This window comes from Shinella sp. S4-D37, assembly GCF_040812195.1.
Classification (GTDB): Bacteria; Pseudomonadota; Alphaproteobacteria; order Rhizobiales; family Rhizobiaceae; genus Shinella.
This window is the reverse complement of record NZ_JBFNXL010000005.1, coordinates 43,682-56,745: the sequence shown is the minus strand read 5'-3', so window position 1 is coordinate 56,745 and position 13,064 is coordinate 43,682. Positions and strand designations below refer to the sequence as shown.

Here is a 13,064-nt window from a genome sequence, read left to right as displayed (position 1 = left end):
GCCGAGGCCGGCCTTTGGGGGCTCGCCGCCGTCCATATGCTTGTCGCGCTCGTCTTCCTCTTCGTGCTCGCCGCCCTCTCGCCGGCCCGGGCGGAGGAGCCGCCGGCCTGCGGCGGCGTCAACCTGCTGGAGAAATTCGAGAGGGACGATCCGGCCGGCTACGCGAAGCTGCGCGCCGAGGCCGACGCCCTGCCGAACGGCAAGGGCATCTTCTGGAAGATCGAGAAGGACGGACGGCCCGCCTCCTGGCTGCTCGGCACCATGCATGTGACGGATCCGCGCGTGCTGGCCATGCCGGAAGCCGCGCGCACCGCCTTTGCCGCGGCCGCCACCATCGTGGTCGAATCGGACGAGATCGCCGACGAGAAGAAGGCCGCCGCGGCGATGCTCGGCCGCCCCGACCTCACCATGTTCACCGACGGCAGGTCCATCACCGACTTCCTCGACGAGGAGGATGCCGGAAAGCTGGCCGAAGGCCTGAAGAGCCGCGGCCTCTCGCTCGCCGCCGTCGGCCGCATGAAGCCGTGGATGATCGCCAGTTTCGTCGCCCTTCCCGCCTGCGAGATCGCCCGCAAGACGGCCGGCGCGGCCTTCCTCGACCAGCGCCTCGCAAGGGATGCGCTTACCGAAGGCAAGACGCTGAAGGGCCTCGAAACGCTCGTCGAGCAGATTTCCGCCCTCGATTCCCTGCCGCTCGAGCCGCAGGTCCAGGGCCTCGTGCAGACGCTGGAACTCGGCGACACGCTGAAGGACGTCATCGAGACGATGAGCCAGCTCTATCTTTCCGGCGATACCGGCATGATCATGCCGATGATGCGCGCCGCCGCGCCCGAGACGGACGCCGACGCGAAAGCCTATGCCGATTTCGAGCAGCGCATCATCATCGACCGCAACCACACGATGGCGGAGCGCGCCGCGCCGATCCTGGCGGACGGCAACGTCTTCGTCGCCGTCGGCGCATTGCACCTTGCCGGCCCGGAAGGGGTGGTCGAGCTGCTGCGCAGGCAGGGGTTCACCGTCACTGCGTTGCCCTGAGGCTCAGGCCTTGCGCGCACGCGAAACCCTCTTGCCGATGCCGGCCAGCATGGTGCGCACGATCAGCTTGTGAAACGGCAACACGGCGGCGAGATAAAGCCGGCCGAACAGATTGTTGCGATGGACGAGCGTCATGACGCTGAGGGTCTGGCCGCTCGGCCGGTCCTGCCGGACATCGATGACGATGCGGAAATTCAAGTGCCGGTCGTCGAAGCCGAGCACCACGCGGTCGTCGTCGGCGCTGAGCACCGGAAAGCCGCCGATCTCCGTCTGCGTCGGCGCTGCCTTCCCGGCCGCCCCCTTCAGGCCGAGGGGCCGGACGAGCGCATTGCGCAGCATCATGAGCCGGCGTATCCAGGCCGGCGGATGTTCGAGCGCCAGCCGCGCCGCCTCCCGCGCCGTGAGGTTTTCGACGGGCAGGCCCAGCGTGAAGCGATCCGCCCAGTCGGCGGCGGGCAGAAGCGGATGCGGAAGAGAGACGGGTCTCGAAACGGGGGACATGAAGGCCATCCTTGAAGGCCTCCATCGTGCCCCTCTTCGCCGGGCGAAGACAGGCGGCCGGTTGTCGCAGCCGCCTGACCGAATCACATATGGATCGGCTTGAAGAAGGTCGCGAGCGCGGCTTCCTTGACGGCTTCCGACATGGTCGGGTGCGCGTGGCAGGTGCGGCCGAGGTCCTCGGAGGAGCCGCCGAATTCCATCAGCACGGCCGCCTCGTGGATCATCTCGCCGGCGCCGAAGCCGACGATGTGCACGCCGAGGACGCGGTCGCTCTCCTTGTCGGCGAGAACCTTGACGAAGCCGTCCGTCGCCAGCATGGCGCGGGCACGGCCGTTCGCGGTGAAGGGGAACTTGCCGGCCTTGTAGGCGATGCCCGCGGCCTTCAGCTCCTCTTCCGTCTTGCCGACGGAGGCGACTTCCGGCTGGGTGTAGACGACGCTCGGAATGACGTCGTAGTTCACATGGCCGGCCTGGCCCGCGATGATCTCGGCGAGGGCGACGCCCTCGTCTTCCGCCTTGTGGGCGAGCATCGGGCCGCGCACCACATCGCCGATGGCATAGATACCGGCAACGTGGGTCTGGAAGTGGTTGTCGATCTCGACACGGCCGCGATTGTCGAGCGCGACGCCGGCTTCCTTGAGGCCGAGGCCCTCGGTATAGGGCTTGCGGCCGGTGGCGATCAGCACGACGTCGGCCTCGATCGTGGCGGCCTCGCCGCCCTTGACGGGCTCGTAGGTCACCTTGGCGCCGGAGCCCGCCTTTTCGACGCCCGTCACCTTGGCACCCAGCTTGAACTCCATGCCCTGCTTGACCAGCATGCGCTGGAACTGCTTGGAGACGTCGCCGTCCATGCCGCCGAGGATGGTGTCGAGATATTCGACCACCGTGACCTTGGCGCCGAGGCGAGCCCAGACGGAGCCGAGCTCGAGGCCGATGACGCCGCCGCCGACGACGATCAGATGGCCCGGCACCTTGTCGAGCGCGATGCCGCCGGTGGAGGAGACGATGACCGTCTCGTCGATCTCGACCGGAACGCCCGGAATGCCGGCGACGTCGGAACCGGTGGCGATGACGATGTTCTTCGTCTCGAGGACCTGCTCGGTGCCCTTGTCGTCGGTGACCGAGACCTTGCCGGCACCGAGCACCTTGCCGGTGCCCTGGATGCCGTCGATCTTGTTCTTCTTGAAAAGGAAGGCCACGCCGTCGACATTCGACTTCACGGTCGCATCCTTGTGCGCCATCATCTTCGGCAGGTTGAGCGTCGGCTTGACGCCGTCGATGCCGAGCGCCTCCATGCCGTGGGCGGCGTGGCTGTAGGTTTCGGAGGCATGCAGCAGCGCCTTGGAGGGGATGCAGCCGACATTCAGGCAGGTGCCGCCATAGGTCGCCCGCTTCTCGACGACCGCGACCTTCAGGCCGAGCTGGGCCGCCTTGATGGCGCAGACATAGCCGCCGGGGCCGGAACCGATAACGATGAGATCATATGCCATGGCAAATCCTTCCTTAGCGAGACCCTAGCGGCCGCCGCTGACGTTGAGGGCGGCACCCGTCACATAGGATGCCGCGTCGGAGAGAAGATAGAGAATGGAATGGGCGACTTCGTCGGCCGTGCCCGGCCGCTGCATCGGGATGAGCCCGGCGGCTTCGCGCGCCCGGTCCGGCAGGCCGCCGGACGCATGGATATCGGTGTCGATGATGCCGGGACGCACGAGGTTCACGCGGATGCCCTCGGCGGCGACCTCGCGGGCAAGGCCGGTCGTGAAGCTCTCGATGGCGCCCTTGCTGGCGGCATAGTCGACATATTGTCCGGCAGCGCCCAGCAGCGCCGCCATCGACGAGAGGTTGACGATGGAACCGCCGCACCCGCCATGGCGCGTCGACATGCGGCGCACCGCCTCCTGGGCGCAGCGGATCGAGCCCATCACGTTGACGGCGAACATGCGTTCCAGCCGCTCGGCGGACATCTCGTCGACACGCTGCGGCACGGCGACGATGCCGGCATTGTTGACGAGCCCGTCGAGCCGGCCGAACGTGCCATCGATGGCGGAGAAGATGGAGGCGAGGCCGAGTTCAGTGGCGACATCGCCCGCAACCGAGATCGCCGAGCCGCCGAGCGCCCGAATATCGGCGACCACAGCCTCGGCCGCCTCGCGATTGGCGGCATAGTTCACCGCCACCTGCCAGCCGGCCGCCCCCGCCATGCGGCAGACGCTGGCGCCGATGCCGCGGCTTCCGCCGGTGACGAGGAGAACAGGGGCCTCGGTCATGCTGCACATCCCTTCCGCTTGAAGACATCCCAAGGCGCGACGCGCGCCTTGCCCTCGTCCCACAGTTTCGAATAGCGCACCGCCGGCCCGAAGCCGGACAGAAGCAGGGTCTCGGCCGCCGCCGCACCCTCCTCCGGCAGGAGGCCGGCATCGCCCGTGCCGTCGAGCGCGTAGATGACGCCCTCCCAGACGGTGCAGGCGGCGATCTCCTCGCCGGTCGCGTCGCCTTCGGGGCAATCGTGCAGGACCATGCCGTTGGAACGGGCGGGCTCGCCCGGCATGACCACACCGTCGAGCACCACGCCGCTCACGAAAACCTTCAGCCTGAAATGATGGCTCGTCGCGGCGGCATCGGAGCCGACCGGTTCGAAGGCCAGCTCATAACTCCCGTCGCGATCCGCATAGATCGCGCGGTCCTGCCGGCACTCGGCCGCGGAGGCGGCGGTCGCTGCGAGAAACGCGGCAAGGACGACGGCGGCGCGCATGGCTCAGTGCGCCTTTTCCGTGGCGAGCTTGATGCCGAGCGCGATGAAGACGAGGCCGCTGGTGCGGTCGATCCACTGGCTCATGCGCGAGAAAGCCGCGCGCATCTTCGGCGTCGTCATGAAAAGCGAGACGCCGACGAACCAGGCGATCAGGCAGCTCGCCATGACGAGGCCATAGCCGAACTTGACGGCGATCGGCGTGTGGGCGGCGACGACGGTCGAGAAGATGGAGAGGAAGAAGAAGACCGCCTTCGGATTGAGCAGGTTGGCGAGGAAGCCGAGGCTGAAGGCGCGCAGGGCCGACTGGCCGACCTTCGTCTCGTCGGCATCGGCGGGCGCGAGGGTCAGGTCCGTCCCCTTCGCGCGTAGCGCCTTGACACCGATATAGACGAGGTAGGCGACACCGCACCATTTCACAACGTTGAAGAGATAGATCGACTGGGAAATGATGAGGCCGAGGCCGAGGATCGTATAGGTGACGTGGACCATCAGCGATGCGCCGATGCCGAAGGACGTAACGATCGCCGCACGCCGCCCATGCACGAGCGACTGGCGCATGACCATGGCAAGATCCGCGCCGGGCGAGATGATGGCGAAGGAGAAGATCGCCATCAGCGAGGCGAGTTCGAGAAGGTAGCTGCTCATGGGATGCCTGCCTCCTAGAGGATGATCACGCCCGCCATGACCGCGAGCCCCGCCAAGGCCACGATCCAGACGAGCGAACGGATATAGGGTACGCCCGCAAGATAGAGCGGAAGATAGACGAGCCGGGCGGCGAACCACAACCAGGCGCCGGCAAGCCCGTAACCCGCCGGATCGCCCGCGATGGCGAGCGCCAAGGCGAGGGCGACGAAGGCCGGATAGGTTTCCCGGAAGTTCGCCGACGCGCGGGCGGCGCGTCCGGCGATCACGCCGGCCGGCCTGCGCGGTTCATCGCGGGGACCGGCATTCCAGGCGGAGCCGAGTTCCCGCGTCGAAAGCATGCCCTGAAGCCCGATATGGAAGACGAGCAGCGCCACGCTCAATGCCAGGAGCACGAGCATGGGCGAGGACGCTGATGCTGCCGCCTCCATGGGATTCCCCGCTCAGAGATCGAGAACGAGGCGTTCGGGATCTTCCAGGCTGTCCTTGACGCGCACGAGGAAGGTCACGGCTTCCTTGCCGTCGACGATGCGGTGGTCGTAGGAGAGCGCGAGATACATCATCGGGCGGATGACGATCTGCCCGCCGACGACGACCGGACGCTCCTGGATCTTGTGCATGCCGAGGATGCCGGACTGCGGGGCGTTGAGGATCGGCGAGGACATCAGCGAACCGTAGACGCCGCCGTTCGAGATGGTGAAGGTGCCGCCCTGCATGTCGGCCATGGAGAGCGCGCCGTCACGGGCGGCCTTGCCGAGACGGCCGATTTCCTTCTCGATCGCGGCGATGCCCATCTGGTCCGCATCGCGCACGACCGGAACGACCAGGCCCTTGTCCGTGCCGACGGCGACGCCGACATGGCAGTAGTTCTTGTAGATGATGTCGGTGCCGTCGATCTCGGCGTTGACGGCCGGCAGTTCCTTCAGCGCGTGGGTGACGGCCTTGGTGAAGAAACCCATGAAGCCGAGCTTGACGCCGTGCTTCTTCTCGAAGAGGTCCTTGTAGCGGTTGCGCAGGTCCATCACGGCCGACATGTCCACCTCGTTGTAGGTGGTCAGCATGGCCGCGGTGTTCTGGGCGTCCTTCAGGCGCTTGGCGATCGTCTGGCGCAGGCGCGTCATCTTCACGCGCTCTTCACGCGGCGCGTCGGCCTCGGAAGACGGGGCGCGGGCGACGACCTTGGCCGGCTCGGCGGCAGCGGCGGTGGAAGACGTGATGCCCTTGGCGACGGCGGCGATGACGTCGCCCTTCAGCACCTGGCTGCGCTTGCCGGAGCCGTCGACCTGATCGGCCGAGAGATTGTTCTCGGCGAGCATCTTGGCGGCGGCCGGGGCGGCCGGCATCGTGGCGCCGGCGGCGGGCTTGGCCTCGGCGGCGGGTGCGGCAGCAGCGGCCTTCTCGACCTTTTCGGCAGCAGCGGGCGCCGCAGCACCGGCGGAAGCGCCTTCGGAAATCTGGCCGAGAAGGCCGCCCGGGGCAACCGTCTCGCCAGCGGCGGCGGTGATTTCCGACAGGACGCCGGCGGCCGGCGCCGGCACTTCGATCGTCACCTTGTCGGTTTCGAGCTCACAGAGCGGCTCGTCGGCCTTGATGACGTCGCCGACCTTCTTGAACCAGGTGCCGACGGTCGCTTCGCTGACGGATTCGCCCAAGGTCGGGACGCGGATTTCGGTAGCCATGAGTTGAGTTCCGTTCGTTCGTGTCTTTGCGTGAGAAGAGATAGGGCCGGGCGGATCAACCGCCCAGCGCATCCTCGAGGAAGGCGGCGAGCTGCGCGAGGTGCTTCGACATCAGGCCCGTCGCCGGCGAGGCAGCGGCCGGACGGCCGGTGTAGCGCACGCGCTGATACTTGGCGTCGATATGGGCGAGCACCCATTCCAGATAGGGGTCGATGAAAGCCCAGCCGCCCATGTTCTTGGGCTCTTCCTGGCACCAGACCATCTCCGCGTTGCGGAAGCGCGACAATTCGTTGATCAGCGCCTTGGCCGGGAACGGATAGAGCTGTTCCAGGCGCAGGAGGTAGACGTCGTCGATGCCGCGCTTCTCGCGCTCTTCCAGAAGGTCGTAGTAGACCTTGCCCGAGCACATCACGACGCGGCGGATCTTCGCGTCCTTCTGCAGCTTGATCGGGCCGTCCTTGATGACCTCGGCGTCGTCCCACAAGAGACGATGGAACGAGCTTTCGCCCGCCAGTTCCGACAGCGAGGAGACGGCGCGCTTGTGGCGCAGCAGCGACTTCGGCGTCATCATGATCAGCGGCTTGCGGAAGTCGCGCTTCACCTGGCGGCGCAGGATGTGGAAGTAGTTCGCCGGCGTCGTGACGTTGGCGACCTGCATGTTGTCCTCGGCGCACATCTGCAGCCAGCGTTCGAGGCGGGCGGAGGAGTGCTCCGGACCCTGCCCCTCATAGCCGTGCGGCAGGAGGCAGACGAGGCCCGACATGCGCAGCCACTTGCGTTCGCCCGACGAGATGAACTGGTCGAAGACCACCTGCGCGCCGTTGGCGAAATCGCCGAACTGGGCTTCCCACAACGTCAGCGCGTTCGGCCGGGCCAGGGAATAGCCGTATTCGAAGCCGAGCACCGCCTCTTCCGAGAGCATCGAGTTGATGACCTCGTAGCGGGCCTGGGTCGGCGAGAGGTTGGCGAGCGGGATGTAGCGATCCTCGGTCTCCTGGTCGTAGAGAACTGAATGGCGCTGCGAGAAGGTGCCGCGTTCGCAATCCTGGCCGGACAGGCGAATCTTCGTGCCCTCGACGCAGAGCGTGCCGAAGGCCAGCGCTTCACCCATCGCCCAGTCGAGGCCCTCGCCCGTCTCGACCATCTGCATGCGGTTGTCCATGAACCGCTGGATGGTCTTGTGGGCCTTGAAGCCTTCCGGGATCGTCGCGATCTTGCGGCCGACCTCCTTGAGCTGCTTCATCGGCACGGAGGTCTTGCCGCGGCGCTGTTCGTCCTGGTTGTCGGCCGAGCGCAGGCCCGACCAGACGCCGTCCAGCCAGTCGGCCTTGTTCGGCTTGTAGGACTGGCCGATCTCGAATTCCGTCTCGAGATTGGCGCGCCAGTCGGCCTTCATCTTCTCGAATTCGCCCTCGCTGATCACACCCTCGGCAACGAGGCGCGCGCCGTAGAGGTTGACCACGGTCTTGTGGGCGCGGATCGCCTTGTACATCTTCGGCTGGGTGAACGCCGGCTCGTCGCCTTCGTTGTGGCCGAAGCGGCGATAGCAGAAGATATCCAGCACGACGGGTTTGTGGAACTTCATGCGGAACTCGGTCGCGACCTTGGCGGCATAGGTCACCGCTTCCGGATCGTCGCCGTTCACATGGAAGATCGGCGCCTCGATCATCTTCGCCACGTCCGACGGATAGGGCGAAGAGCGCGAGAAGGCCGGGTTCGTGGTGAAGCCGATCTGGTTGTTGATGATGACATGCACGGTGCCGGCGACGCGGTGGCCGCGCAGGCCCGACAGGCCGAGGATCTCGGCGACGACGCCCTGGCCCGCGAAGGCCGCATCGCCGTGCAGGAGCAGCGGCATGACCTTGACGCGCTCGCGCAGCGGGATGATGTCGCCCTCGAAGACGGTCGCCATCTGGTCCTGCTTGGCGCGGGCCTTGCCCATGACGACCGGGTTGACGATCTCCAGGTGCGAGGGGTTGGCGGTCAGCGACAGGTGCACCTTGTTACCGTCGAACTCGCGATCCGAAGAAGCGCCGAGATGGTACTTCACGTCGCCCGAGCCTTCCACGTCGTCGGGCGCATAGGAGCCGCCCTTGAACTCGTGGAAGACGGCGCGGTGGGGCTTGGCCATCACGTTGGTCAGCACGTTGAGGCGGCCGCGGTGGGCCATGCCGAGCACGATTTCCTTGAGGCCGAGCTGGCCGCCGCGCTTGATGATCTGCTCCAGCGCCGGGATGAGGGATTCGCCGCCGTCGAGGCCGAAGCGCTTGGTGCCCTTGTACTTGACGTCGATGAACTGCTCGAAGCCTTCCGCCTCGATCAGCTTCTGCAGGATCGCCTTCTTGCCTTCCGGCGTGAAATCGACGCCCTTGTCCGGGCCCTCGATGCGCTCCTGGATCCAGCCCTTCTCTTCCGGGTTGGAGATATGCATGAACTCGACGCCGATGGTGGAGCAGTAGGTGCGCTCCAGGATCTCGACCATTTCGCGGATCGTCGCGTATTCGAGGCCGAGCACGTTGTCGATGAAGATCTTGCGGTCGAGATCCTTGTCCTCGAAGCCGTAGTTCGAGGGGGAAAGCTCGTGATAGTCCTCGACCGGCGCGGCGATGGCGAGCGGATCGAGCTTGGCATGGAGGTGGCCGCGGGCGCGGTAGGCGCGGATCATCATGATGGCGCGCACGCTGTCGCGCGTCGCCTGGTTGACGTCGGCCTGGTTGACCGGAGCGCCGGTCTTGGCGGCGACGGCCTCGGCCTTCGCCTGGACCTTCTTCTCAAGCACCTTCTCGACGACGCCCCAGTTGCCGTCGAGCGCCGAGACAAGCTCGCCGTTTGCCGCGATCGGCCAGTTGGCGCGCTTCCACGAGGCGCCCTTCGCGGCCTTCACGATGTCGGAGGGCTGGTCTTCGAGGGCCTTGAAGAAGGCCTGCCATTCCTCGCCGACAGAGGCGGGATCTGCCTCGTACTTGGCGTAGAGCTGTTCGATATAGGCCGCGTTCGCTCCATCGAGGAAGGACGTGGCCAGGAATTGTTCGTTGGCGTCTTGCCGTGCCATGGTTTCTCGCGGGCGCTGCGCCCGCCTCCCGAACGATCGTGTTGACCGGGCCTTCCCGGATTGCCGCCCGGCGCGCACCGCGCCGGGAAGAGACGGACCGGCCGGCATTTCCAGCCGGCCGATCCCCGTTTCGTTTCTCAGCCCTTGAGGACTTCGACCAGGGTCTTGCCGAGGCGCGCCGGCGAAGGCGAAACGCGGATGCCCGCCGCCTCCATAGCCGCGATCTTGGATTCCGCATCGCCCTTGCCGCCGGAAACGACAGCGCCGGCATGACCCATGGTGCGGCCCTTCGGCGCGGTACGACCCGCGATGAAGCCGGCCATCGGCTTCTTGCGGCCCTTCTTGGCTTCGTCGATGAGGAACTGCGCCGCATCTTCTTCAGCCGAGCCGCCGATTTCGCCGATCATGATGATGGAGGTCGTGGCGTCGTCCGCCAGGAACATCTCCAGCACGTCGATGAATTCGGTGCCCTTGACCGGGTCGCCGCCGATGCCGACAGCCGTGGTCTGGCCAAGGCCCTCGTTGGAGGTCTGGAACACCGCTTCATAGGTAAGCGTGCCGGAGCGCGAGACGATGCCGACCGAGCCCTTGCGGAAGATCGAGCCCGGCATGATGCCGATCTTGCATTCTTCCGGCGTGAGGATGCCCGGGCAGTTCGGGCCGAGCAGGCGCGAGGAGGAGCGGTCGAGGCGGGCCTTGACGCGCACCATGTCGGCAACCGGGATGCCTTCGGTGATGCAGGTGATGAAGGGGATTTCCGCTTCGATCGCCTCGATGATCGCGTCCGCGGCGCCTGCCGGCGGAACGTAGATCACGGAGGCGCCCGCGCCGGTCTTTTCCTTGCCTTCGGCGACGGAGGCGAAGATCGGCAGGCTTTCGCCCTTGGAACCGGTCCAGGTTTCGCCGCCCTTCTTCGGGTGGATGCCGCCGACCATCTGCGTGCCGTAGTAGGCGAGCGCCTGCTCGGTGTGGAAGGTGCCGGTCTTGCCGGTCAGGCCCTGAACGAGGACCTTGGTGTTCTTGTTGACGAGAATCGACATGAGGTCTGGTCCTTCAGGTTAGCCGTTGATCGCGGCGACGATCTTCTTGGCAGCATCGTCCAGATCGTCGGCGGCGGTGATCGCCAGGCCCGATTCGTTCAGGATCTTCTTGCCAAGCTCGACATTCGTGCCTTCGAGACGAACGACCAGCGGAACCTTGAGGCCGACTTCCTGCACGGCTGCGACCACGCCTTCGGCGATGACGTCGCATTTCATGATGCCGCCGAAGATGTTGACGAGGATGCCCTCGACCTTCGGGTCGGCCGTGATGATCTTGAAGGCCGCCGCGACCTTCTCCTTGCCGGCGCCGCCGCCGACGTCACAGAAGTTCGCCGGCTCCTTGCCGTAGAGCTTGATGATGTCCATCGTCGCCATGGCAAGACCCGCGCCGTTGACCATGCAGCCGATATTGCCGTCGAGCGCCACATAGGCGAGGTCCCACTTGGAGGCCTCGATCTCCTTGGCGTCCTCTTCCGTCTCGTCGCGCAGCGCCTTGATGTCGTCATGGCGGAACAGCGCGTTGCCGTCGAAGGAGACCTTGGCGTCGAGAACGCGCACGCGGCCGTTCTTCATGACGATCAGCGGATTGATCTCCAGGAGGCTCATGTCCTTCTCGACGAAGGCCTTGTAGAGAATCGGGAAGAGCTTTTCGGCGTCCGCCTTGGCTTCGCCTTCGAGCTTCAGCGCCGAGGTGAGCTTCGCCAGGTCGTCGGCGGTGACGCCGGCTTCCGGGTCGATCGCGACGGTCAGGATCTTCTCCGGCGTGTCATGGGCGACGGCTTCGATGTCCATGCCGCCTTCCGTCGAGACGACGAAGGCCACCTGGCCGACGGAGCGGTCGACGAGCAGCGAGAGGTAGAGTTCGCGGTCGATGTCGGCGCCGTCCTCGATATAGAGGCGGTTCACCTGCTTGCCGGCTTCGCCGGTCTGGGCGGTGACGAGCGTGTTGCCGAGCATGTCCTTGGCGTGGGCCTTGGCTTCGTCGATCGAGAAGGCGAGGCGAACGCCGCCCTTGGCATCGGGGCCGAGTTCCTTGAACTTGCCCTTGCCGCGACCGCCGGCATGGATCTGGCTCTTGACCACGTAGAGCGGGCCGGGCAGCGACTTCGCAGCCGCTTCAGCCTCGTCGGCGGAGAAGATCGCGACGCCTTCGGCGACCGGCGCGCCAAAGCTCTTGAGCAGAGCCTTGGCCTGATATTCATGAATGTTCATAGGGAAGATCCTGTCTGGAAATCGGGATTACTTCAGCGCGGGCGCGATGTTGATGCAGGCTTCGCAAAGGCCGGCGACGGCGCCGACGGACTTGTCGAAGGCCTCCTGCTCGGCCTTGTTGAGGTCGATCTCGACGATGCGCTCGACGCCACCGGCACCGATGACCGTCGGAACGCCGACATACATGTCCTTGACGCCGTACTGGCCCGAGAGGTGGGCGGCGCAGGGCAGCACGCGCTTCTTGTCCTTGAGGTAGGATTCGGCCATCTCGATGGCGGAGGCGGCCGGGGCGTAGTAGGCTGAGCCGGTTTTCAGCAGGCCGACGATCTCGGCGCCGCCGTCACGGGTGCGCTGGATGATCTCTTCCAGGCGTTCCTTGGTGACCCAGCCCATCTTGACGAGGTCCGTCAGCGGAATGCCGGCGACGGTGGAGTAGCGGGCGAGCGGCACCATCGTATCGCCGTGGCCGCCGAGAACGAAGGCGGTGACGTCCTGGACGGAGACCTTGAATTCCTCGGAGAGGAAGAGGCGGAAGCGGGCCGAGTCCAGCACGCCGGCCATGCCGACGACCATGTTCTTCGGCAGGGCGGAGAACTTCTGCAGCGCCCAGACCATCGCGTCGAGCGGGTTGGTGATGCAGATGACGAAGGCGTTCGGGGCATACTTCTTGATGCCGGCGCCGACCTGTTCCATGACCTTGAGGTTGATGCCGAGAAGATCGTCGCGGCTCATGCCGGGCTTGCGGGCAACGCCGGCGGTGACGATGCAGACGTCCGCGCCTTCGATGGCGGCATAGTCGCTGGCGCCCGAAAGCGAGGCGTTGAAGCCCTCGACCGGCGAGGACTGGGCGATGTCGAGGCCCTTGCCCTGCGGAATGCCGTCGGCGATGTCGAAGAGGACGATGTCGCCCAGTTCCTTCAGGCCGGCGAGATGCGCCAGCGTGCCACCGATCATGCCAGAACCAATAAGTGCGATCTTCTTGCGGGCCATGAAAGCTTCCTTTGCTCCGATCAACAGGCCCCCAATGTCGCAATTGCGGGACCTTTCGGCGCAAGGGCTTACGCTTGTCAGATTAAAAATTCAACACATACTTTTGGATCGAAGTTTTTCAATCGGTTAGATGGGAAATATCTTACGTAAACGTAAGAATA

12 protein-coding genes are annotated in these 13,064 nt (G+C 65.8%); 1 reads left to right on the top strand and 11 read right to left on the bottom strand.

The window, feature by feature from the left end:
* Nucleotides 1-36: 36 nt before the first annotated feature.
* A complete protein-coding gene (locus tag AB3G45_RS07690) occupies nt 37-1,035 on the top strand; it encodes a TraB/GumN family protein (RefSeq protein ID WP_367833531.1) in 999 nt (332 codons plus the stop codon).
* A gap of 3 nt (nt 1,036-1,038) precedes the next feature.
* On the opposite strand, the gene AB3G45_RS07685 is transcribed toward AB3G45_RS07690, so the two are convergent.
* From AB3G45_RS07685 to mdh, 11 genes are all read right to left on the bottom strand, one after another.
* A complete protein-coding gene (locus AB3G45_RS07685; RefSeq protein WP_367830028.1) occupies nt 1,039-1,536 on the bottom strand; it encodes a DUF2867 domain-containing protein in 498 nt (165 codons plus the stop codon).
* 83 nt (nt 1,537-1,619) lie between these two features.
* Complete coding sequence (gene lpdA / locus AB3G45_RS07680; RefSeq protein ID WP_367830027.1) at nt 1,620-3,026, bottom strand: dihydrolipoyl dehydrogenase; 1,407 nt, start codon at nt 3,024-3,026, stop codon at nt 1,620-1,622.
* Nucleotides 3,027-3,050: 24 nt separating this feature from the next.
* Nucleotides 3,051-3,803: an SDR family oxidoreductase gene (locus tag AB3G45_RS07675; RefSeq protein WP_367830026.1), complete on the bottom strand. Its 753-nt coding sequence runs from the start codon at nt 3,801-3,803 to the stop codon at nt 3,051-3,053.
* Nucleotides 3,800-4,288, bottom strand: a complete 489-nt coding sequence (locus AB3G45_RS07670) for a hypothetical protein (RefSeq protein WP_367830025.1) — start codon at nt 4,286-4,288, stop codon at nt 3,800-3,802. The genes AB3G45_RS07675 and AB3G45_RS07670 overlap by 4 nt, the downstream gene beginning before the upstream one ends.
* A 3-nt stretch (nt 4,289-4,291) precedes the next feature.
* Nucleotides 4,292-4,933 (bottom strand): LysE family transporter, encoded by a 642-nt coding sequence (locus tag AB3G45_RS07665; RefSeq protein ID WP_367830024.1) that lies wholly within the window; start codon nt 4,931-4,933, stop codon nt 4,292-4,294.
* Between the two features lie 14 nt (nt 4,934-4,947).
* Nucleotides 4,948-5,361: an MAPEG family protein gene (locus tag AB3G45_RS07660; protein ID WP_367830023.1), complete on the bottom strand. Its 414-nt coding sequence runs from the start codon at nt 5,359-5,361 to the stop codon at nt 4,948-4,950.
* A gap of 12 nt (nt 5,362-5,373) precedes the next feature.
* Nucleotides 5,374-6,609 carry a 2-oxoglutarate dehydrogenase complex dihydrolipoyllysine-residue succinyltransferase gene (odhB, locus tag AB3G45_RS07655; protein WP_367830022.1) on the bottom strand — a complete coding sequence of 412 codons (1,236 nt, stop codon included), beginning with the start codon at nt 6,607-6,609 and terminating at the stop codon, nt 5,374-5,376.
* Between the two features lie 55 nt (nt 6,610-6,664).
* Entirely contained in the window at nt 6,665-9,661 is a 2,997-nt protein-coding gene (locus AB3G45_RS07650) for a 2-oxoglutarate dehydrogenase E1 component (protein ID WP_367830021.1), read from the bottom strand.
* Nucleotides 9,662-9,798: 137 nt separating this feature from the next.
* A complete protein-coding gene (sucD, locus tag AB3G45_RS07645; RefSeq protein WP_367830020.1) occupies nt 9,799-10,701 on the bottom strand; it encodes a succinate--CoA ligase subunit alpha in 903 nt (300 codons plus the stop codon).
* 18 nt (nt 10,702-10,719) lie between these two features.
* Entirely contained in the window at nt 10,720-11,913 is a 1,194-nt protein-coding gene (sucC, locus tag AB3G45_RS07640) for an ADP-forming succinate--CoA ligase subunit beta (RefSeq protein ID WP_367830019.1), read from the bottom strand.
* Between the two features lie 27 nt (nt 11,914-11,940).
* Nucleotides 11,941-12,903 carry a malate dehydrogenase gene (gene mdh, locus AB3G45_RS07635; RefSeq protein ID WP_367830018.1) on the bottom strand — a complete coding sequence of 321 codons (963 nt, stop codon included), beginning with the start codon at nt 12,901-12,903 and terminating at the stop codon, nt 11,941-11,943.
* Nucleotides 12,904-13,064 lie beyond the last annotated feature (161 nt).